The organism is Erwinia pyrifoliae DSM 12163, from assembly GCF_000026985.1.
GTDB classification, from domain to species: Bacteria; Pseudomonadota; Gammaproteobacteria; order Enterobacterales; family Enterobacteriaceae; genus Erwinia; species Erwinia pyrifoliae.
This window is the reverse complement of the sequence record NC_017390.1, coordinates 1,718,740-1,739,536: the sequence shown is the minus strand read 5'-3', so window position 1 is coordinate 1,739,536 and position 20,797 is coordinate 1,718,740. Positions and strand designations below refer to the sequence as shown.

General features: G+C 54.8%; 17 protein-coding genes, 2 tRNA genes and 1 pseudogene. 6 read left to right on the top strand and 14 right to left on the bottom strand.

Annotation, left to right across the window (positions count from 1 at the left end; all coding sequences use genetic code 11):
• Nucleotides 1-482 precede the first annotated feature (482 nt).
• On the bottom strand, nt 483-1,460 hold the full coding sequence (gene hemB, locus EPYR_RS07705; protein WP_012667835.1) for a porphobilinogen synthase: 978 nt from the start codon (nt 1,458-1,460) through the stop codon (nt 483-485).
• Nucleotides 1,461-1,687: 227 nt separating this feature from the next.
• On the opposite strand from hemB, the gene EPYR_RS07700 reads away from it, so the two are divergent.
• On the top strand, nt 1,688-2,266 hold the full coding sequence (locus EPYR_RS07700) for an NADPH-dependent FMN reductase (protein ID WP_012667834.1): 579 nt from the start codon (nt 1,688-1,690) through the stop codon (nt 2,264-2,266).
• A 94-nt stretch (nt 2,267-2,360) separates the two neighbouring features.
• Nucleotides 2,361-3,695 carry a cation:proton antiporter gene (locus tag EPYR_RS07695; RefSeq protein WP_012667833.1) on the top strand — a complete coding sequence of 445 codons (1,335 nt, stop codon included), beginning with the start codon at nt 2,361-2,363 and terminating at the stop codon, nt 3,693-3,695.
• 256 nt (nt 3,696-3,951) lie between these two features.
• On the opposite strand, the gene EPYR_RS20310 is transcribed toward EPYR_RS07695, so the two are convergent.
• The 3 genes from EPYR_RS20310 to exaC all read right to left on the bottom strand — a co-directional run bounded on the left by EPYR_RS20310 (nt 3,952) and on the right by exaC (nt 7,616).
• Nucleotides 3,952-4,314 carry an MATE family efflux transporter gene (locus tag EPYR_RS20310; RefSeq protein ID WP_014538840.1) on the bottom strand — a complete coding sequence of 121 codons (363 nt, stop codon included), beginning with the start codon at nt 4,312-4,314 and terminating at the stop codon, nt 3,952-3,954.
• Nucleotides 4,315-4,469: 155 nt separating this feature from the next.
• Nucleotides 4,470-5,885, bottom strand: a complete 1,416-nt coding sequence (locus EPYR_RS07685) for a purine-cytosine permease family protein (protein WP_012667831.1) — start codon at nt 5,883-5,885, stop codon at nt 4,470-4,472.
• Nucleotides 5,886-6,095: 210 nt separating this feature from the next.
• On the bottom strand, nt 6,096-7,616 hold the full coding sequence (gene exaC, locus EPYR_RS07680; RefSeq protein ID WP_012667830.1) for an acetaldehyde dehydrogenase ExaC: 1,521 nt from the start codon (nt 7,614-7,616) through the stop codon (nt 6,096-6,098).
• A gap of 365 nt (nt 7,617-7,981) precedes the next feature.
• Here exaC and EPYR_RS07675 point away from each other — a divergent pair, with 365 nt between their 5' ends.
• The gene (locus EPYR_RS07675; protein ID WP_014538839.1) at nt 7,982-8,857 is read left to right on the top strand and encodes a DMT family transporter; all 876 of its coding nucleotides are present in this window, start codon (nt 7,982-7,984) and stop codon (nt 8,855-8,857) included.
• Nucleotides 8,858-8,872: 15 nt separating this feature from the next.
• Here the strand turns inward: EPYR_RS07675 and EPYR_RS07670 are convergent, their stop codons facing one another.
• From EPYR_RS07670 to EPYR_RS07655, 4 genes and pseudogenes are all read right to left on the bottom strand, one after another.
• Nucleotides 8,873-9,439, bottom strand: coding sequence for a TorD/DmsD family molecular chaperone (locus EPYR_RS07670; protein WP_012667828.1), 567 nt, complete (start codon nt 9,437-9,439; stop codon nt 8,873-8,875).
• 78 nt (nt 9,440-9,517) lie between these two features.
• Nucleotides 9,518-9,841, bottom strand: a complete 324-nt coding sequence (locus tag EPYR_RS07665) for a CcdB family protein (protein WP_012667827.1) — start codon at nt 9,839-9,841, stop codon at nt 9,518-9,520.
• A complete protein-coding gene (locus EPYR_RS07660; protein WP_041474105.1) occupies nt 9,841-10,107 on the bottom strand; it encodes a type II toxin-antitoxin system CcdA family antitoxin in 267 nt (88 codons plus the stop codon). Before EPYR_RS07660 ends, EPYR_RS07665 begins: the two co-directional genes overlap by 1 nt.
• A 144-nt stretch (nt 10,108-10,251) precedes the next feature.
• Nucleotides 10,252-10,518: pseudogene (locus tag EPYR_RS07655) on the bottom strand (MFS transporter); the annotation flags it as partial.
• 230 nt (nt 10,519-10,748) lie between these two features.
• Between EPYR_RS07655 and EPYR_RS07650 the strand changes: the two are divergent.
• Nucleotides 10,749-10,836, top strand: a tRNA-Ser gene (locus EPYR_RS07650).
• 382 nt (nt 10,837-11,218) lie between these two features.
• Here EPYR_RS07650 and phoA read toward each other — a convergent pair.
• The gene (gene phoA / locus EPYR_RS07645; RefSeq protein WP_012667825.1) at nt 11,219-12,622 is read right to left on the bottom strand and encodes an alkaline phosphatase; all 1,404 of its coding nucleotides are present in this window, start codon (nt 12,620-12,622) and stop codon (nt 11,219-11,221) included.
• Nucleotides 12,623-12,863: 241 nt separating this feature from the next.
• Here phoA and EPYR_RS07640 point away from each other — a divergent pair.
• Both EPYR_RS07640 and EPYR_RS07635 read left to right on the top strand, forming a co-directional pair.
• Nucleotides 12,864-12,951: transfer RNA gene (locus EPYR_RS07640), tRNA-Ser, on the top strand.
• A gap of 434 nt (nt 12,952-13,385) precedes the next feature.
• Nucleotides 13,386-14,126, top strand: a complete 741-nt coding sequence (locus EPYR_RS07635) for a nitroreductase family protein (protein ID WP_012667824.1) — start codon at nt 13,386-13,388, stop codon at nt 14,124-14,126.
• Between the two features lie 78 nt (nt 14,127-14,204).
• Here the strand turns inward: EPYR_RS07635 and phoH are convergent, their stop codons facing one another.
• The 5 genes from phoH to putP all read right to left on the bottom strand — a co-directional run bounded on the left by phoH (nt 14,205) and on the right by putP (nt 20,536).
• Nucleotides 14,205-14,993: a phosphate starvation-inducible protein PhoH gene (gene phoH / locus EPYR_RS07630; protein ID WP_012667823.1), complete on the bottom strand. Its 789-nt coding sequence runs from the start codon at nt 14,991-14,993 to the stop codon at nt 14,205-14,207.
• 527 nt (nt 14,994-15,520) lie between these two features.
• Nucleotides 15,521-16,807, bottom strand: a complete 1,287-nt coding sequence (gene efeB, locus EPYR_RS07625; RefSeq protein ID WP_012667822.1) for an iron uptake transporter deferrochelatase/peroxidase subunit — start codon at nt 16,805-16,807, stop codon at nt 15,521-15,523.
• 6 nt (nt 16,808-16,813) lie between these two features.
• Nucleotides 16,814-17,944, bottom strand: coding sequence for an iron uptake system protein EfeO (efeO, locus tag EPYR_RS07620; protein ID WP_012667821.1), 1,131 nt, complete (start codon nt 17,942-17,944; stop codon nt 16,814-16,816).
• A gap of 56 nt (nt 17,945-18,000) precedes the next feature.
• On the bottom strand, nt 18,001-18,834 hold the full coding sequence (gene efeU, locus EPYR_RS07615) for an iron uptake transporter permease EfeU (RefSeq protein ID WP_012667820.1): 834 nt from the start codon (nt 18,832-18,834) through the stop codon (nt 18,001-18,003).
• A 217-nt stretch (nt 18,835-19,051) separates the two neighbouring features.
• A complete protein-coding gene (gene putP / locus EPYR_RS07610; protein WP_012667819.1) occupies nt 19,052-20,536 on the bottom strand; it encodes a sodium/proline symporter PutP in 1,485 nt (494 codons plus the stop codon).
• Nucleotides 20,537-20,797: the final 261 nt, after the last annotated feature.

Genomic DNA, 20,797 nt, shown 5'->3' with positions numbered 1-20,797 from the left:
AATCACCCTGGGTTTAACAAAATAACAAATAGTAAACTATTGAGTGGGTAATATGTCAATAGTGAGAAAAAACAGCCCAACTACACTACGGGATATGACAGCCAGCTCAGACCTTATCAATATAATGGTGGTTTGACGCCGAATGAATCAGAACGATTGTTCTGGAAAAACGCTAAAGCCGTGGCCAATTTTTGTTGACCACGACAGTTGCTACCATCCGTAAAAAGCCTGGAGCAAATTGATTGAGCACCCAACTTTGGCAAAACCACTTCTGGCGTTAATCATCGGCTTGGTGCTTTTTCCATTTTTTCTGAGCAATGTCACCATCCCGCATAATAGTGCCGTTCACTATTAGAGATCTTCCGGCATACTGACGCTGCCCCGGAGGAGATCGCTATGCGTAAAGCCCGCTTCACCGAACACCAAATCATCGCCGTCCTGAAGTCCGTTGAAGCGGGCAAAACGGTGAAGGCTACGCCAGATCAGAGAATATTCTTCTCGGCGAGGTCAAGAGCAAAGTAGCTGAAAATAATATCGGCACCGGCGCGTTTGATCGCCCCCAGGCTTTCCAGCACCACTTCGGTTTCGCTAATGGCACCCGCCTGCGCACCGAACTTAATCATCGCGTACTCACCGCTCACCTGATAGGCCGCCAGCGGCAGTTGGGTGCGGTCACGTACTTCGCGCAGAATATCCAGATAGGCACCCGCCGGTTTAACCATCAGCGCATCCGCCCCTTCCGCTTCGTCGATCAGCGATTCACGAATCGCTTCGCGGCGGTTCATCGGATTCATCTGGTAGGTTTTGCGATCGCCTTTCAGCGAGGTGCCTGCCGCTTCGCGGAACGGGCCGTAGAAGGAGGAGGCGAACTTGGTAGAATAGGACATGATGGCGGTATCGGTAAAGCCAGCCGCATCCAGCGCGTGACGGATCGCCGCCACCTGGCCGTCCATTGCCGCCGACGGCGCGATAAAATCAGCCCCTGCTGCGGCGGCCACCACCGCCTGCCTGCCAAGGTTTTTTAGCGTGGCGTCATTATCCACGCCGTGGTCATGCAGCACGCCGCAGTGGCCGTGGCTGGTATACTCACAAAAACAGGTATCGGACATCACAATCATTTCCGGCACCGTCTGTTTGCAAATACGTGACATACGCGCCACCAGCCCGTTCTCGTTCCAGGTATCGCTGCCGTCAGCATCGGTATGGTGAGAAATACCGAAGGTCATCACCGACCGCACGCCCGCTTTGGCAATACGTTCAATCTCATACGCCAGGCGCTTTTCCGGAATGCGCATCACCCCCGGCATGGCAGCAATCGGCTTATAGTCGTCAAGGCCTTCCTCAACAAAGATCGGCAGCGCCAGATCGTTCAGACTGAGGGTGTTTTCCTGAAACAGAGAGCGAAGAGAAGCGGAATGACGCAGGCGTCGTGGACGCTGGATAGGAAAATAGCTGGACAAAACAACCTCTTTTTTAGCGGGGCATCCACCGGGTATCGGCACCGGTGATGATGAAATAAATCGTGTGCTAACAGTATACCCCAGGGTATCAGATGACAATCTTTCAGCATGAATTGCCGCCCCTGGCGGCACAGAATGTGTCACCTGGTACGTCCTGAAAACACGGTTCCCCTTGCAAGAGGGCAACAAATGGCGCCTTATTAACCTTACCCACTTTCTGTTAATTTATGGAAACCATCATGTCTGAGAAAGAATCACTTAGGTTTGTCACCCTGCTGGGCAGCCTGCGTCAGGCCTCTCTTAATGCCGTGATAGCCAACAGCCTGCCCGCGCTGGCTCCTCCAGGCATTGAAATCCATGCCCTGGGTTCCATTGCCGACTTTCCTCATTACAATGCCGACATTGAGGCAAACGGTTTCCCGGCTGCGGTGCTGGCGATGGGAAATGCGATTGCCGCCGCCGACGGCGTGATTATTGTCACGCCGGAGTATAACTATTCGCTGCCGGGCGCGCTGAAGAATGCCATCGACTGGCTGTCACGCCTGGCGGAAAATCCTTTCGCTAATAAACCGGTCGCTATTCAGACTGCCTCACCGGGGGCAATTGGCGGCGCGCGCGCTCAGTACCATCTGCGCCAGAGCATGGTGTTTCTCAATGCCCGGGTGTTGAATAAGCCGGAAATTTTCATCGGCCAGGCCAGCAGCCGAATTGATGTGGAGAACGGCACCATCAGCGACGAAAGTACCCGCCACCATCTGACTGCCCAGCTGAAGACGCTGGCGCTGGCTGCGCGCCACACGGATTGATCACTGATGACGCGAAAAAAATGGCAGACGGCGGCAGCCTTTCCCCATATTCCGTCCATACTGAGCAGATAAAAAAATCGATTCAGGAGTGATGATGGCGTTTTTAGGCTGGACCGCCGCTACCGGTGGCTTACTGTTGTTGATCTCTCTGGCATCAGGATGGATTAGCCGGGGACCGGTAACGGGATTCGCACTCTACCTGTTTGCCGGTATTGTCTGCGGGCCGTGGGTGCTGGATTTATTACACGTTGATATCGCAGACCATGCTGAGCTTGCCAAAAACCTGACCGAAATCGCCATGGCCGCGTCGCTGTTTATTACCGGGCTAAAACTGCGGTTGCCGCTTAACGACCCGGGCTGGCGCATGGGCTTGCGGCTGGCGTTTCCCGCCATGTTGCTGACGGTGGCGGGCGTTACGCTGGCCGCGCATCTGCTGGCCGGGTTTTCCTGGCCGCTGGCGCTGGCGTTTGGCGCTATCGTTGCGCCAACCGACCCGGTGCTCGCCAGTCTGATTTCAGTCAATGATGCCAGTGATAGTGATAATCTGCGCGTTTCGCTGTCGAGTGAGGCCGGGCTGAACGACGGCACCGCCCTGCCGCTGTTGATGCTGGCGATGGCACTGCTAACCGGTAGTGGCGAAATGTCCTGGGCCTTCTTCAGCCACTGGGCGCTGGTTGATGTGCTGTGGGCAGTCGTCGGCGGCAGCGCGATCGGTTTTGTCCTTGGTCGGCTCATCGGGCAGTATGCCACGTATCTGCGTCATACCCAGCAGGATGTCGCCCCCAACGACTCTCTGGCGCTGGCGCTGATCGCCCTCAGCTATGCGGCGGCCCAGGCGCTGGATGCTTCCGGTTTTCTCGCGGCGTTTGCAGCCGGTGTCGGGCTGCGACGCGCAGAAATTGGCGTAGTGCGGCGTTTTCCTTACCAGGACTATCAGCAAGGTAACCCGCATCCACCGGCCGAGGAACTGGTCAATCCCAACGCCCGACATGCGTTTGAAGAGACCAATCCGGCCAGTTCCGCCGGGCTGGTGGTGAGCGATGCGCTGTCTTTTGGCGACACTATTGAGCGCCTGTTCGCCGCCGCCATTATTATCGTGCTGGGCATCACCCTCGCGCAGCACTGGAACCCGAATGGACTGCTTTTGGCCGCGCTGCTGTTTGTGGTCATCCGCCCGCTGTCGGTATGGCTTGCCACAGCAGGCATGAAAACCCCCGGCCTGCAGCGAGCCACCATTGGCTGGTTGGGCATACGCGGTATCGGCAGTATTAACTACATTGCCTGGGCTTACACCCACGGGCTGGCTGGCGCAGAGGCAACGCGCATGGCCGATATGGCTTTCACCCTGATCGTCGCCAGCGTCGTCGTGCACGGCATCTCGGTGACGCCGCTACTTAACTGGCGTCAGGCACGCCGCAGCCGCCAGTAACCCCATGCTTACCCCTGTTGCTTGCCTGGCTGCTTAAACTGCGGCGGTTCGGCAAGACAGGTTTCAACAGATCGTACTTAATCATAATGCGCAGAATGCCAGGGAACACCAGAAACTCTGACAGCACCAGAGAGCTGGCGGCTCCGATAGCACCCTAGTGCCATGCCAGCAGGTAGCAAACTGGAATATTGATCAGCCAAACGATAAACATCACATGCATACGCTGCTTTGCCAGCCCGTGCGGGATAAGGATTTGTCATCCGGCAGGATAGCAAACGTTGCCGAAGATAAAGCCACAGACGGCCACCCGCAGAACATTGGCAGAATCATGAAACGCCTCGCCCAGCAGGATGCGCACCACATAGCCTGCAAAGAAAAAGGTAAACACCACAATAGACAGGCTGTTCAAAAATGAGCAAGTGATGCTTTTACGCGTGGCGGCAACCGCCATAGCGCGGTCTTTATGGAACAGGTGACCGACACGCGGGAAAAACGCGTTACCTGTCTGTTCCGGCACTAAATTGGCGGCCTTTTTCAGAGGGTCGGCTCCGTCATACAGCCCTACCCTATAGGTACTGAATAGCGAGGATGCAGTGAGAAATAAGACTGTCGATGACAACCTCCGCTCTCCGTTGCCGGCGGTTTATTGCCAATAAAAGTAAGGGATATTTATCTGTTTAATCCTTATCACGCTGTACGGCAGCGGGACATGGTGCTCGCGCTGCCGTCAGGCTACAGGATATTTCAGGATGCGAATACGAGGTCCGGCGCTGGCTACCTGGTGGAGCACACCACCGCTTCTCCGCGCCAACGGCTAACGGCAAGCCAGCACAATGCGGTAAATACCCAGCCAATCAGCCACGAAATATCATTGCCGGCAAACCATCCCACCAGCGCGCCCTGGTAGAATTCGTTAGCGACAAACGGCAGCTGAACCAGCACGCCCAGCGCGTAGGTACTCATCCCCACCCCATTCCAGCGGCCATAACACCCGTCAGGATCGCTTAGCGCCGCCATGTCCAGCTGCCCGCGCGTGACAAAATAGTAGTCCGTCAGGTTGATCGCACTCCAGGGCACAAAGAAAACCAGCAGGAACAACAGGAAATGAGTAAAGGACTTGAGAAATGAAGGCTGACTCAGCATGGCAATGCCACAGGAGATCAGCACCATCAGCACAATAAACAGCATCCGCATACCTTCGCTAATCGCAGCGCGCTGGCGGAAGCCGCACACAATGGTCGCCAGTGACATAAAGCTGCCGTAAGCGTTCAGGGTGGTGAAGGTTATTTTGCCAAAGCAGATGGCAAAATAGAGCACCAGCGCCATCATTCCGCTGGAACCCAGCCCGACGATGTAACCCACTTCATGACCGGAGAACGCACTTCCGGCCAGCCCCGCCGCCATCACCCCCAGCGTCATTGATGATTGCGCGCCCAGCACGCTACCGCTGAATACCGCCAGAAAGGTTCTGTGCGCCGATACCGTGCGCGGCAGATAGCGTGAGTAGTCAGATACATAGGGGCAGAAGGCGATCTGCCAGGAGGACGCGAGCGACACCGCCAGCAAAAACATCGGCAGTGAAAAATGGCGGTTATCCCACAGCCCACTGAGATCGTTTTCCAGCAGCAGGCGGGCAAACAGATAGACAAACGCCAGTACGCCAACCACGCTGGCGACCTTCCCCAGCGCGTGGATAACACGGTAACCAGCTATGGCCACCATAATGATAATCAGTGCAAATATCATCATCCCGCTGCGGTCGCTGACGTTGACCAGGTGGGCCAGCGCCTGGCCGGCCAGCACCGTGCCGCTAGCGGAAAAACCGACGTACATCATGCACACCAGCACCAGCGGGATCGCGGCACCGTAGATGCCGAACTGCGTCCGGCAGGTGATCATCTGCGGCAGGCCGTGGCGCGGCCCCTGGATGGCATGCAGCGCCATAATCACCGCGCCGATCAGTTGCCCCACCAGCAGCCCTGCCAGCGACCACACCACATCGCCCCCCAGCACCACCGCCAGCGCGCCGGTAACGATGGCGGTGATCTGTAAATTCCCGCCGAACCACAGGGTGAACTGGCTGAATACCCGGCCATGGCGCTCGGCATCGGGGATATAATCAATCGTGCGGCTTTCGATCAGTCGCCGTGACTGCGGCTCAGCCGATGACGAAGTGGAACTGAAGGACATAACCAACTCCTTGTCTGGAGGAACAGCCACAGCCCGAGGTGGATGAGGCTATTTTGTGCGTATCAGGTGGTGCACGCTTGTCTGTACAACCTAAAAAACACCGTGCCATAAACGGCATAAGTCAGCAATTTTCAGCGCTACAGGAAAGAGTAATGATGGCAGGGCTGAATACGGCAACGGGCCGCCAATCCGGCCCGTAAAGACCCGTTTTCAGAAGAAACCGAGCGGCTGTACGCTATAGCTAACCAGCAGATTTTTGGTCTGCTGGTAGTGATCGAGCATCATTTTATGGGTTTCACGCCCGATACCGGATTTTTTATAGCCGCCAAATGCCGCGTGTGCCGGATAAAGATGGTAGCAGTTGATCCAGACGCGTCCGGCTTTGATCGCCCGCCCGACGCGGTACGCCCGGTTAATATCGCGCGTCCAGACGCCTACGCCCAGGCCATAGACCGAGTCGTTAGCCAGCGCAATCGCTTCCGCTTCATCTTTAAAGGTAGTTACCCCCACTACCGGCCCGAATATCTCTTCCTGAAACACGCGCATCCGGTTATTGCCCTTGAGTAACGTTGGCTGGATGTAATAACCGCCGGACAAATCCCCGGGCAGTTTCTCCACCTCTCCCCCCGTTAGCACCTGCGCGCCCTCTTGCCTTGCGATCTCCAGATAAGCGAGGATTTTGTCAAACTGCTGCTGCGAGGCCTGCGCCCCGACCATAGTATCAGTATCCAGCGGATCGCCGCGTTTGATGGTTTTTATGCGTTCCAGCACCGCCGCCATAAAGGGTTCATATATCGATTCCTGCACCAGCACGCGTGAAGGACAGGTACAGACTTCCCCTTGATTCAGGAAGCCCAGCACGACCCCTTCAGCCGCCTTTTCGATAAAGGATGGCTCGGCCTGCATAATGTCGGCGAAGAAGATGTTCGGTGACTTACCCCCCAGCTCAACGGTAGACGGGATCAGGTTTTTCGCCGCCAGTTCAAGAATATGGCCGCCGGTGGCGGTTGATCCGGTAAAGGCAACTTTAGCAATACGCGGGCTGGCAGCCAGCGCTTCCCCCGCTTCGCGCCCGAAACCGTGGATGACGTTCAGCACGCCTTTTGGCAACAGGTCGGCGACAAGTTCAACAAACAGCGTAATCGACAGCGGCGTCTGTTCAGCCGGTTTCAGCACCACGCAGTTGCCGGCCGCCAGCGCGGGGGCCAGTTTCCATGCCGCCATCAGCAGCGGGAAGTTCCACGGGATTATTTGCGCCACTACGCCCAGCGGCTCGTGGAAATGGTAAGCGGCGGTGAACTCATCAATCTCCGTGGCTGCTCCTTCCTGAGCGCGAAGGCAGCCGGCAAAATAGCGGAAGTGATCTACGGCAAGCGGCAGGTCAGCGGCGAGGGTTTCACGCACCGGTTTGCCATTGTCCCAGCTTTCATTCACCGCCAGCCGTTGCAGATTTTGTTCCATCCGGTCGGCAATGTTCAGCAGTGCCAGCGAACGCGCCTGAACCGAGGTTTTGCCCCAGGCATCGGCGGCGGCGTGGGCGGCATCCAGCGCGTTTTCAACGTCCTCTTTGTCCGAACGCGGGAACTCGCCGATGACCGAACCGTTTACCGGCGAGCTATTGGTGAACCAGGCACCGTTAACCGGTGCAACAAATTTCCCGTTGATGTAATTATCATACCTGGGCTTAAGGATAATCAGTGAATCATCATTGCCTGGACGGGCATAGCGCATGGTCATTCTCCTGTAGCGTATCGATCGCTGTGGCCGGGTTGAAGGTTACAATCAGTTAACCTTTAGTTAACCTATTCGACCTCGGCGAGAATGTCAGATCGCCCGGCAGGAACTGTGACGTTGTCGAAAGGAATACAGGACAGGACGCTGAAAAACGTGACGTCACACGGCGGGGGATCGTGTACGCTATCAGCATCGAGAGCGAAAAAGAGTGACGAGGTACGCCAGGGGGGCGTTCATCAGCTACGCGGCTGTTTTTAACAACTGAGTATCCATTAGCGGAAAAACCCCAGCTCAGGGCATTTCACCGGTGCCATTTCGTGCCAGGATTAACCAAACAACTTTGTTTTACTGAGGATTTTGCGGTGGCATTGCGTCATTTTTTGCTGATTTTAATGGTGGTGTCCATCTGGGCATTCAATAACATTGCGATTAAATGGGGGCTGCTCGACCTGCCGCCCCTGCTGCTTATCACCCTGCGTTTTGTGGTTGTGGCACTTATTCTGCTGCCCTTTACCCGCGTGACCCGTCAGCAGATCCCTTATCTGGCCACCCTGGGTTTCACCTTCGGCTTTTTGCACTTCGCCCTGCTGTTTGTTGGCCTGAACTACACCGATGCCGGAACCGCAGCCGTCATTGTGCAACTGGGCACGCCAATTGCCATGCTGCTGGCGATGGTGGTGCTGAAAGAAAAGCTGCGGCTGGTACAACTGCTGGGCATTGCGGTTTCACTGAGCGGCGTGGTGGTGCTGTCTGGCAGCCCGACCATCCCGGGCTGGGGGGTTCTGCTGCTGCTGCTGCTTAGCGCATGCGGCTGGGCGACCAGCAATTTGATTGTGAAAATCTCACCGTCGATCCCGCCGTTGACCCTGACCGCCTGGCTTTCTCTGTTTGCCATTCCGCTGGTCGGATGCGCCTCGTGGCTGAACGAATCACACCAGCTTACGCTTTTGATGCACGCTTCGTGGCGTGGCTGGTTTGCCATTCTGTACAGCGCCATCGCCTCGTCCGTTATCGCCTATTCGCTGTGGTACAGCCTGCTGAAGCACTATAACGTGAATCTGATCATGCCTTATTCGCTGTTAACCCCAGTGCTGGCGGTGCTGATGGGCGTTTTCGTATTGGGCGACAGCCTGAACCTTTTCAAAGTCACTGGTTCACTGCTGGTGATTGCCGGCACGGCGGTGGCGGTGATCAATCTGCGCAATCTGAAAATGCACGCGCTCCTCCGCCGCCGTTGAATTCACTAAGGACGATCAGTTATCTCCTGCATCATCAACGTCTTCTGCCAGTTCGTCGCGCATCGCCTGAATCGCTTCACGGCTGATTGCCGCCAGGGTACGGTAGAAGGCGGTGGCGGCATGCGCTTCCACCTTACCGAGAAACGCGCCTGCCCATGGCAGCAGATAGCGGTCAAACAGCGTGACCTGCGCCTGATACTCGTCGGCTTCTGACTGGTCCTCAAGCCATGAGGAGGCCAGCAGCAGCGCGCCGATATGGTCGGTGGGCGCGTCGGTCAGCGGCATCCCGCGCTGGCTAAGAAAAGCCCGCACGTCGGCTTCTTGCGGACCGTTTACCCACTGCGAACCGTATGGCGGCACCTTGCATTCGCTGCCAACAAACAGCGCGTGGTAATCGTCTGCCAACAGCTGCGGATCGCAGTTTTGCTGCAGGCGAGTTAACAGTTCGTCCTGCTCCAGCGGCCAGTGCTGCTGAAGCTTACCTTCACGCAGCAGTGTGAACAGGGGTGCCAGCAGCGCATCCTGCGGCGGGCGGTTATACAGCGAGCCAAGCAGGCGGCAGATAATGGAAAATTCATTCATGTCTTTCAGTTCCGTAAGAAGTTACGCGTGACAATGTCACAAAAAGGGCGTAAGGCGGCAGCGTATTTCAGAAAAGATTCAGGTATTGGTGATGATGGCGTAAAGGGCCGAGATAATTTCATTTCCCGATGAAGCCAGGCTGCAGACGAAATTTGATGGGTTGATTTTCTTTGTTTCCAGAAAAGTGATGGCCGGGGTGAATACATAATAAGCTTCTTTATGAATGACGACCTGGGGAGTGATTCGTTTCTGGTTGAGATGAATGTCACGTTCAGATACCAGAGGAACAACGATCCGGGAGGTTAAATCATCAAAATAATCATTCTGGATAATAAGATAAAACGGCCAAAGCCTGTTCTTTTTGACCGATGGATTGCGATACACATCGAATTGCCGAGGCATTACAAGCTGCCGAAATACTCATCATCCGTAAGCATTCCGGCTTGTGCCATAAAGACATTCATCGTTTGCAGATCTTCTTTTTCTTTCTCCCGTTGATACTTTTTGGCTTCTATAGCTTGCGTCAAAAGGTTATCCAACGTAGCCGAGAGGTTCATATCCATGCTACGGGCTTTATCAACCAGTGAAGCCGTCAGATACACATTGGTGCTTCTTTTGGTGCTGTGACGGGGAGAGGTAACTGAACTCCTGCTGCTGCGCGCGGAGATATGCGCATAAGTATGAGGGGCGATAAAAAAAGAATCAAGCCCTGCAAGGGCATTGAAACAGCGCCATCCCCATTGCCATTTATCAATAGCCACGATCGATATCAACACGACCCGATGGCATATCACCGTTTTCACAATTTGTCATACCATACCAAGCACAAACAGATGACGGTTACTAAGAAAACGCCCGCTGAGATAGCCGCCAAACAGGTGCAGCCCGTAGTTGAATGCGCCAAATACTCCCATCATGGTACTGGCCTGCCCTTCGCTGAAACCGAGCCGTTTGGTGGCATACAGCAACAGGCTGGAATAGAGTACCGCAAAGCCCATGGTGGCAAAGGTTTGAATAAAGAACAGCGCGCCGGTTCCTGTTATCGCCCGCTGTTGCGGTATCTGGTCGGTACGATCCACAGCTAACCTCAATTTTCTAGTCAAAATAAACCGACCGTTATGCACCCTTCGTCAAAATGGTGGAGACAGATTTGCGTTAATGCTTTGATAAAACTGCACTGATGATGGTTAAATCAGCAAACTGCTTTAAAAGTGACTAAACGCGCATAATTTCCTGCAATGACGGTTGACCGCCGCAGACGATTTACTTACATTAGCGCACGTCAGCAATTTGATTGCGGCGGCAAACTGGTGAGGTGTCCGAGTGGCTGAAGGAGCACGCCTGGAAAGTGTGTATACGGCAACGTATCGAGGGTTCGAACCCCTCTCTCACCACCATCTTNAAAAAGAAAGCCCGAATTCACGTTCGGGCTTTTTTTGTGCATATTCCCCGGATGAGAGAGGGAGTGAAGAACCCTCGTCAGGGTTCGACAAAACGGCAGGACGGCCGTTTTGCACAGCCGCAGGCTGCCCGAAGGGCGGGGCACAGGGACAAAAACGCCGGGAGCGTTTTTGAACGACGCTTGCGTCGGCCCGAAGGGCGAGTCTCATGGATGAGACGAGTAATTAGCGAGTGATCCCCCTCTCTCACCACCATCTTCAAAAAGAAAGCCCGAATTCACGTTCGGGCTTTTTTGTGCCTGTTCCGCTGGTATTTACCGCAACAGGATATATCCGTGAAGACGTCTCATCCTGATACGACCACCACAGGAAACATCACTTAGCGGATCTCAAGCGCAGACTTAATGGTATAGAACAGATCCGTCTGGTCAGTCAGACCTACCACATTCGCTGCATGTGGGCCATACGCAGCAATACGCAGCTGAGTACCGGTATGCCCCTGTGACTCTTCTTCCGAATTACCGTAACTGATAGTCATCGGGCTGCCATCTTTGGTGATCAGCGTCTGCGTCAGGCCCGGAGCCTTGCTGTCGTTGGCGATAATCTGGCTGGCGTGGGCATGGTCGGCGGTGACGATCACCAGCGTATTGCCATCCTTGCGGGCGAATTCCAGCGCCTTTTGCACCGCTTCATCCAAATCGACCGTTTCGCCGATCTGCCCACACGGATTCGCCGCGTGATCCTGCTTATCAATTGAGGCACCTTCAACCTGCAGGAAGAAGCCCTGAGGATGGCTGCTCAGTAGCGTAATGGCTTTATCCGTCATCTGCGCAAGGGTCGGTGTGGATGCCGGGCGTTCGGCGTTGACTTCACAGGCGATCGGTTTACCGTTCAGATTGCCGTGATAGCTGGCCTTCGGTCCTTTCCAGCGCACCGGCATATTGCCGTCGGCAAACAGTCCCAGCACCGGTTTCTCATTGCTGGCGCCAGCCAGCGAATTCATCCCGTCGAGGTCACTGACCAGCTGATAGCCGCGCAGCTTTGCCTGCTCCTCCAGCGTCTTACCCTGCCATTCGCCGCCGCGCGCCGTCTCCGCGAAGGTTTTTCCACCACCGCCGAAAGTGACGTCTGCACGCGTATTCAATAGCTGTTCCGCTATCGACCCCTTGCCGCCTTTCTCCAGCGCATTGATTGGACACAGCTCGCTGGTTTTCACCGGACCATAGCATTTACGTGAAGTGACATGAGCAATCTGCGCCGCCGGCGTTGCGTCTTCCAGCTCCGCAGTAGAAACATTCCCGGTTGCCCTGCCAGCGCCCTTCGCCAGTTCAAGCAGCGTAGGATGATCCTTACCCGTGACATCAACCCCGATGGCACCATTGTAGGATTTAACCCCGGTCGACCAGGCGGTGGCCGATGCTGCTGAATCGGTGACGTAGTCAGGTTTATGCGTTTTCTTATCCAGTGCATAGTGGGTGTACTGCCCCGTGAGCGGCAGCGCATCGATACCTTTAAAGAAACCGCCCGCCCCCTCGGCATAGTTACGTGCCGCAGTGATCTCAGAATCACCCATGCCATCACCGATCAGCAAAATGACATTTTTCGCCCTGCTATTGCTTAGAGCGGCCTTAATCGCTGCGGTCTGGTCGCTATCCAGGCGGCGAGCACCACCCGGCTGGGTGATATCGCCCTGGGCTGCGCGGTGCCAGGTCGCCACATCGGCAACGGCAGAGGAACAGATCAGTGAACTCATCATTGCAAGAGCCAGAACTTCATGTTTCATACAGGCAATCTCCATACCTAAATTTTGCGAAATAGTTCAGGAGGCAGTCTGCGATACACCTGTTTCATTTTTGCGTCAAAGCTATGACAAAGAGATGGCAATGAGACACAGCTGGCAGCAGATATTCCGCTTGCTTACCAGTCAGGCGAACGCCAGCCCAGAGGGCAAATACTGCTTGACCCACTCGCTGCTACTGCCTATAGTAGCGCCCCGTCAGCCCATGTGGTTGATGGAAAAACAGGGTGAGGTGTCCGAGTGGCTGAAGGAGCACGCCTGGAAAGTGTGTATACGGCAACGTATCGAGGGTTCGAACCCCTCTCTCACCACCATCTTNAAAAAGAAAGCCCGAATTCACGTTCGGGCTTTTTTTGTGCATATTCCCCGGATGAGAGAGGGAGTGAAGAACCCTCGTCAGGATTTCTTTTTCCCCTGAGCAGCCCTCAAAATGGCCATACTCGCTAAATCCCGTTAATGCTCAAATTGGTTGTCACCAACAAACTTTCTTCACTAAGCATAACAGCTTTGCGATAAGTCTTATCAGTCGTTAAGGCAAATCACAATGCTCTGCTGCCGGGCTGGCGGTGCCATAAAAGGAAAAGGGTTGCTTACCTTCATACGGGTTCAGAAAGTGACTGAGCGACAGCTCCGGCACTCTTTTAACAAAAAAAATGTGATACCTCGCACAAACTAACCATTATTTCTTGCAAAATAATGACTATCTTATCTCCATATTTTTACCAATCCCGAAAATTCCAGGTGTCCCATGAATGAAATAACCCAACTGTTAAAAAGCCACCGCAGCGACCGCAGCTATTCAGATAAACCCGTTCCTGAAGAGGTGCTGGACGACATTATCGAAGCAGCCTGGCGTGCGCCAACATCGGTAAATTCACAGCAGGTCTCGCTGGTAGTGGTTCGCGATGCGGCAGCCCGCGCGCGCATTGCTGAACTGGCGGGTGGCCAGCCATGGATTGCACAAGCTCCGGTATTTATTACCGTGGTGCTGGACATGTACAAAAGCCAGCAGGGCATTGCCGCCGAGGGTAAAAAACAGATTGCCCATGAAAGCATTGAAAGCCTGATCTCCGGCTCGACCGATGTCGGGATCGCGCTGGGCGCTCTGATGACCGCCGCGCGTTCACACGGTCTGGGGATAGTCCCGATTGGCGGTATCCGCCGCGATCCGCAAGCGATGATTGAACTGCTGCAGCTGCCGGAACTGACCTTCCCGGTAGCGGGCGTGGTGCTGGGCTATATTGACCAGCCCGCTGCTGAAAAACCGCGCATGTCGCTGGCCGGCTTCCGTCATGAAGAGCGTTACAACACCAGCGTACTACCAGGGGTAATTGAAGCTTACAACCAGGTGCTGACGGATCACTGGCAGCAAACCGGTCGTCAAGACGGGGATAACTGGGGCAACAACACCGCCAGCTATTACCAGCACATCTACTTCCCGCAGGTGCAACCGGCGATACGCAAACAGGGTTTTGGCGTTAATAAATAAAGGCAAAAAAGCCCGGCATGACCGGGCTTCCGATACCAACAGGATGTGAGGCTGCATCAGCCCCGTGACAACGGTTACTTACCCATAGGCCAGCAAGGCATGCTGGCACAGTTCGGAACGGACGCAGTCTCGTTGAGTGAAACGCACCACGCCAACCATATCATCTTCGCTGAAGCGCGCCAGCGCATCACTAAGCCCGGACTGTACGTGGGCGGGCAAATCACACTGGGTAATGTCGCCATTTACAATCACCGTGACGTTCTCTCCAAGGCGGGTTAAGAACATTTTCATCTGGGCAGCGGTCACGTTCTGCGCCTCATCGAGGATCACCACAGCGTTTTCGAACGTCCTGCCGCGCATATAGGCAAACGGCGCAATTTCCACCTTGCCGATTTCAGGCCGCAGGCAGTACTGCATAAAAGAAGAGCCAAGACGTTTAACCAGAACGTCATAAACGGGTCGGAAATAAGGGGCAAATTTTTCTGAGATATCCCCCGGCAGGAATCCCAAGTCCTCATCCGCCTGCAGTACCGGGCGCGTGACGATAATCCTGTCAACATCCTTGTGTATCAGAGCCTCGGCCGCTTTTGCGGCGCTGATCCACGTTTTACCACAGCCTGCTTCGCCGGTGGCAAAGATCAGTTTTTTGCTTTCTATGGCGTTAAGATAGTGCGCCTGAGCTTCATTTCTGGCTTCAATCGGCGAATGGTCACGGCTGTCGCGTGCCATACCAATCGAGTCCAACCCACCCAATTGCACCAGCGAGGTGACCGATTCTTCTTCACGCTGACGGTGACTGCGTGAATCGCTACGAAGCACACGTTTTGCTTCCCGACGCGCTTTGATCACTGCTTTCTGTCTTCCCATAGTGGCACCTTACAGTTGGTTTCATTTCCCGCATCAATGTGATTGACGCGATTACGTGAACGCTTTAGAGGTTTTGGCTTCCTTTTAAGCCATGTACGGCCGTTAAAACAGATGCACGGCAAAAGAACGTTGCAATGCACCGTAAAGGACGATACGAACAGGGTTGTCGTTGGAAGATAAAAGAAGTGAAGGTGGGAGAGGAGAGTTGTTCCCCACATGTTATCGCATTGAAACGCCGTTTGGCTAATGGTCCGCTAAAGGACTTCTGCATCCGCTCTCTCCATAGTGAAACACGCTATGCGAAAAACAACAGCAATTTCATATTCTTCATTATAGCTAAAAATTGCAACACTTTTTTCATGGCGGTGATAACAAAATAGCCGTAACTTTATAAAACAGTCAGTTATACAAATATTGAAGGCGTAATTACGTGCTGAAACGGCGTTATGTTAATCAGCCCGGACAGGCTAACAGAGCGATATCATTGAAAGATGATGAGCGGATGCATATCAATCCGCTCATTGAAATCAGGAGGAGAGCAGCCCCTGAGCCAGATAATGTTGGTCATCGGGTACTCCCGGCAAAGCAAAGAAGTAACCTCCACCAACAGGCTTGATATACTCTTCCAGCGCTTCTCCGTTCAACCGCTGCTGTACCGTCAGAAAGCCCTTTTCCAAATCATGCTGATAGCAGATAAACAGCAGCCCCATCTCCAGCTGACCGGAATGAGACACGCCAAGCGAATAGCTGTAGCCACGGCGCAGCAGCAGACTGCTCAGCGTTTGTGCAGTACGCGGATTCGCCAGACGGATATGCGCATCCATCGGTATCACCTCCCCTGCCGGATCGCTGGCATAGTCCGGTACATCGTGCTCCTGCTGCATCCCTAACGGTGCACCGCTGTGTTTCTCGCGGCCAAATATGGTCTGCTGTTCACGCAGCGGGGTACGATCCCAGAACTCGACGTGGAACTGAATGATGCGCACGGCCTGATAGCTGCCCCCAACCGCCCATGCCGGCTCGCCCTGCTCTTGACTTACCCACAGAATGTTATCCATCAATCGATTATCGGCAGTATCCGGGTTGGCGGTGCCATCCTTGAAGCCCAACAGATTTATCGGCGTTTCTTTGCCCCTGCTGCGTGCCGCATGGTTAGAGATAAACCCTTCACGCCGCCAGCGTACGCTGAGCAGATCCGGCGAATGCTTGATAATATCGCGCAACGCGTGGATCACCGTATCGTTAGTATTTGCGCAAATTTGCAATAGCAGGTCGCCGTGACACAGGCTGCCGTCCAGCGCATCGTTGGGGAAACGCGTCATACGCTGAAGTTTTAGCGGTTTCAACGCCTGCAGGCCGAAACGCTCGTCAAACAGCGAACTGCCGACAGAAACGGTAATGGTCAGATTATCCGGCCAGATATCCTCGCCGAGAATGCCGGAATCCATCGGCGGAAGCTGAGGATTGGTCACCCGTGGCGCTTTCCCTCCACGGGTAAGAAACGCGATACGCGCGGTCAACAGCCTGAACAAACGCTCGAGATCGGCTTTATCGCTGGCCAGCACATCAAATGCCACCAGCATCATCGCCGCCTGTTGCGGCGTGACGATCCCGGCCTGGTGAACGCCACAGAACGGCTGCCGCTCTTCACGCGCGCCGGGTGGCAGCGTTCCCGGCGAAGAGGTGTTGTCAGCAGCAGAGGCGGCATGAACCGGACAACCGCCCGCAACCGCCAGCGCGCCACTGAGAATGCCCATTCCTTTGAGTAAACGGCGGCGTGACGCTAATGCCACGCCTTCGACTGTTTTCGCCATCGCTGATTAATCCAAACCCAGGGTACCGCGCAGCAGCGAAAGATCCTCGGCCAGCGCCGTGATCGGGCCTTTCAATGCTTTGCGATCAACATCAGTTAACTTATCGTAAGATTCATAGCCTTCATGAGTGCGGTACTTCGCCAGAATGGTATCGACCTTGTTGAAGTTACCGTCCACTTTTACCAGCAGCTGTGGGTCAGCTTTTTCCACCAGCGGGCGCAGCAGGTTGACAATTTTCTGCGCGCCGTCAACGTTGGCCTTGAAATCCCATAGATCGGTGCGGCTGTAGCGGTCTTCTTCACCTGAAATCTTGCTGGCGGCGATCTCTTCGATCAGGCCGGCAGCCCCTCCCACGACTTTGCCCGGCGGGAAGGCCAACTCGTTGATACGGGTTTGCAGATCCAGCACGTTTTTGTACAGCTGGTCGGCGAACTTATCCATACCTTCCGTCGTGTTATCCGCAAACAGCACTTTTTCCAGACGATGGAAGCCGGTAAAGGCCGGGTCTTCTGCTTTTTTCTCGAAGTCATCTTCACGCGCGTCAATAGCACCATCAAGATCGGAAAACAGCTCGGCGATTGGCTCAATACGCTCATAATGCTGACGGGTCGGCGCATATAGCGCTTTCGCCTTGTTGACATCCCCTGCTTTCACCGCGTCGGTAAACGCTTTCGTCGCGTCCACCAGCTGTGCCACTTCCTGAGTCACATACAGCTTGTAGTTGGCTATCGGCCCCACCAGCTGCAGCAGATCCGGCTTGCCATCATTAGCCTGATGACTGTCGCCAGCTTTAACAATCAGCTTGCCCTTTGGGTTGCTTAGCAGGCCACAGGTCATGTCGTACTCCCCTGCCTCCAGATTAGCCGTCATCTTCTGCGTAAAGCCCGGCGCGATATTTTCGCGCTCTTCCACCACCATCACCCCTTTGAGGATCTCCCACTCCAGACCTTTCTGGCTGTTATTTTTGATGATGAACTGGGTTTTACCGGCAGCAACCGTCAGCGTCATTGGTTCGCACTGCCGGTCGTTCACACTCACATTAACCTGAGGGATATCCGCCGCCAGCGCAGCGGTAGATGAGGTTAAAGCCGCCAGCAGCGTCACGTTCAGTGCCTGACGGCGAAATTGTGTCGTCATAATGTCATTCCTGTCAGAGAGTTGAAACCGGCAGGTCGGCGACCTGCCCGGCAGAATCAGCGTGCAGCGGGGGCGGCAGAGGATGGAGCGCGCCCAGGCATCATAAACAACAGCAGTGCAGGAACCAGATAGATAAACCACATCGCCACTTCACTGACGCTTGGCGCTTCCTGATAGCCCAGCAGGCCCTCCAACAGCGTGCCAAAGATGCTGTGGGTAGAGAGGGTTTGGCTGAAGTCAAACGCCACCTCCTGGAAATGATTCCACAGGCCGGCTTCATGGAAGGCGCGCACGGCACCTGCTGCCAGCCCGGCGGCGACAAAGATGATAAACAGGCTGGTCCACTTAAAGAAGCTGGCCAGATTCAGGCGCACCCCGCCCCAATAAATCAGCATACCGAGCACCATTGCCGTGCCCAGGCCAAGCATCGCCCCCAGCGGCGGCGCATAACCCACGTCCTGCTGAAAAGCGGCCAGCAAGAAGAAAACCGATTCAAGACCTTCACGCGCAACGGCGAGGAACACCATCAGGATCAGCGCCCAGCCGCTGTTGCTCCCCTTCTGTAAGGCGTTGTCCACCGCATCTTCCAGCTGCGCCTTCACGTTACGCGATACTTTGCGCATCCAGAACACCATCCAGGTGAGTACCCCTACGGCGATGACGGCGACCAAACCTTCGAACAGCTCCTGCTGTTTCTGGGGAAATTCGCCGGTGGTCTCATTGATAAACCAGCCCAGACCCAGACACATGGCGGCGGCAGCGAACACGCCAGCCCACAGGGTAGCAAACCACTGACCACGCCCGGTACGTTTCAGGTAGCTGGCAATCAGGCTGACAATCAGCGCCGCTTCAAGCCCTTCACGTAACATGATAAGAAACGGGACAAACATGCCTCATACCTCGAAAGAGTAGATTACCGTCAAAACGGGTAAATAAAAGTAAAATGCGAACGATAGGGATTATCATTATCGTGCAGGGAAATACAAGTCAGAAGTGGATCTTTTTTATGCTGATTGATGACAGCCGGTCGCTGTCATCAGAGTCTCTTAACTGAGATGCGGGGTAATGATGCGCCGGGGCCAAATGGCACCAGCGCAGAAGAACGGCTTAATCGGCCTGATATTCCGCTTCGGCAGCGGCGAAACGCTGCTGTGCGGCGGCAGATGGGGGTTTATCAGCCAGACTGAATAGCACAATAGCGATACTGGCAAACAGGAAGCCGGGAATAATCTCGTAGAGACCCATCCAGGCGTACTGCTTCCAGATAAGGACGGTGGCAGCACCGACAATCATTCCGGCCAGCGCGCCGTTACGCGTCATGCGTTGCCAGATCAGTGATAACAGGACCACCGGACCAAATGCCGCGCCAAAGCCTGCCCAGGCATAGCTGACCAGGCCCAGTACACGGTTTTCCGGGTTAGCCGCCAGCGCAATAGCAATGACCGCCACCAACAGCACCATCACCCGACCCACCCATACCAGCTCTGGCTGGCTGGCGCCTTTACGCAGGAAGTTTTTGTAGAGGTCTTCAGTTAGCGCGCTTGAGCACACCAGCAGCTGACAGCTGAGCGTCGACATCACCGCAGCCAGAATGGCCGACAGCAGGATCCCGGCAATCCATGGATTAAACAGGATGCGCGTCAGTTCAATAAAGATGCGTTCACCATTTTTGGATACCTCTCCCGCATGTTCAGGATGGTTTTCGAAATAGGCGATGCCGAAGAAACCGACCGCCACCGCTCCCATCAGACACAGGATCATCCAAATCATGCCGATACGGCGCGCCGTGCGAATAGAACGGTGTGAATCTGCTGCCATAAAGCGCGCCAGAATATGCGGCTGACCAAAATAGCCAAGACCCCAACCGAGCAGCGAAACAATCGCCACAAAGTTAAGGTTCTTCAGCATATCCATATTTTGCGTGCTTTTGGCGGCAATCACCTGCATCGCATCGCCCAGGCCGCCGACGGCGACGATAACCATTACCGGCGTCAGGATCAGCGCAAAAATCATCAGGCTGGCCTGCACGGTATCGGTCCAGCTCACCGCGAGGAATCCCCCGACAAAGGTATAAACGATAGTGGCGGCAGCACCGGCCCACAGCGCGGTTTCGTAGCTCATACCGAAGGTACTTTCGAACAGACGCGCGCCGGCTACCACGCCGGAAGCACAGTAAATGGTGAAGAACACCAGGATCACCAGCGCCGAAATCACCCGTAGCAGCTTGCTGCTGTCTTCAAAACGGCTGGAGAAGAAATCCGGCAGCGTCAGGGCATTGTCGTGATGTTCGGTCTGCACACGCAGACGGCCGGCGACAATTTTCCAGTTAAGGTAAGCACCCAGCGTCAGGCCGATGGCGATCCAGCTTTCTGAAATGCCCGACAGGAAGATCGCTCCCGGCAAGCCCATTAGCAGCCAGCCACTCATATCTGAGGCCCCGGCCGACAATGCCGTCACCATGCTGCCCAGACTGCGGCCCCCCAGAATATAGTCATCAAAGTTTTTTGTTGAGCGGTAGGCAATAAATCCGATCAGCACCATGCCGAGAATGTAAACACAAAATGTCACCATCATTGGTGTACTAAGAGTCATTGAGCTTCTCCATTTATTATCAGTTTCCTCTGACCATAAGCATTCTTCGCAGATTGCTGCAACGAAGCAGCGAACTGAAGGCTAAGGTGGGGCTTATCCTGCCGTAATCAGCAACAGCGCACAAACGATTTAACACAGCATGCACATTGTTTTCACCTGGAATTTACTTATAAATTGCCACAGGTTGCACTGCGTCACAGTTATCCAGGTTGCACCAACAATTTTGCAGTGAAAAGCCCGCCAGCCACGGGTTTCAGTGGC

Excerpts from the sequence above, each read along its gene's own strand:
- EPYR_RS07700 (WP_012667834.1), top strand. The coding sequence starts at position 1,688 with ATGGAAACCATCATGTCTGAGAAAGAATCACTTAGGTTTGTCACCCTG.
- EPYR_RS07695 (WP_012667833.1), top strand. The coding sequence starts at position 2,361 with ATGGCGTTTTTAGGCTGGACCGCCGCTACCGGTGGCTTACTGTTGTTG.
- EPYR_RS07685 (WP_012667831.1), bottom strand. The coding sequence starts at position 5,885 with ATGTCCTTCAGTTCCACTTCGTCATCGGCTGAGCCGCAGTCACGGCGA.
- exaC (WP_012667830.1), bottom strand. The coding sequence starts at position 7,616 with ATGCGCTATGCCCGTCCAGGCAATGATGATTCACTGATTATCCTTAAG.
- EPYR_RS07670 (WP_012667828.1), bottom strand. The coding sequence starts at position 9,439 with ATGAATGAATTTTCCATTATCTGCCGCCTGCTTGGCTCGCTGTATAAC.
- EPYR_RS07665 (WP_012667827.1), bottom strand. The coding sequence starts at position 9,841 with ATGCCTCGGCAATTCGATGTGTATCGCAATCCATCGGTCAAAAAGAAC.
- phoA (WP_012667825.1), bottom strand. The coding sequence starts at position 12,622 with ATGAAACATGAAGTTCTGGCTCTTGCAATGATGAGTTCACTGATCTGT.
- EPYR_RS07635 (WP_012667824.1), top strand. The coding sequence starts at position 13,386 with ATGAATGAAATAACCCAACTGTTAAAAAGCCACCGCAGCGACCGCAGC.
- phoH (WP_012667823.1), bottom strand. The coding sequence starts at position 14,993 with ATGGGAAGACAGAAAGCAGTGATCAAAGCGCGTCGGGAAGCAAAACGT.
- efeB (WP_012667822.1), bottom strand. The coding sequence starts at position 16,807 with ATGGCGAAAACAGTCGAAGGCGTGGCATTAGCGTCACGCCGCCGTTTA.
- efeO (WP_012667821.1), bottom strand. The coding sequence starts at position 17,944 with ATGACGACACAATTTCGCCGTCAGGCACTGAACGTGACGCTGCTGGCG.
- efeU (WP_012667820.1), bottom strand. The coding sequence starts at position 18,834 with ATGTTTGTCCCGTTTCTTATCATGTTACGTGAAGGGCTTGAAGCGGCG.
- putP (WP_012667819.1), bottom strand. The coding sequence starts at position 20,536 with ATGACTCTTAGTACACCAATGATGGTGACATTTTGTGTTTACATTCTC.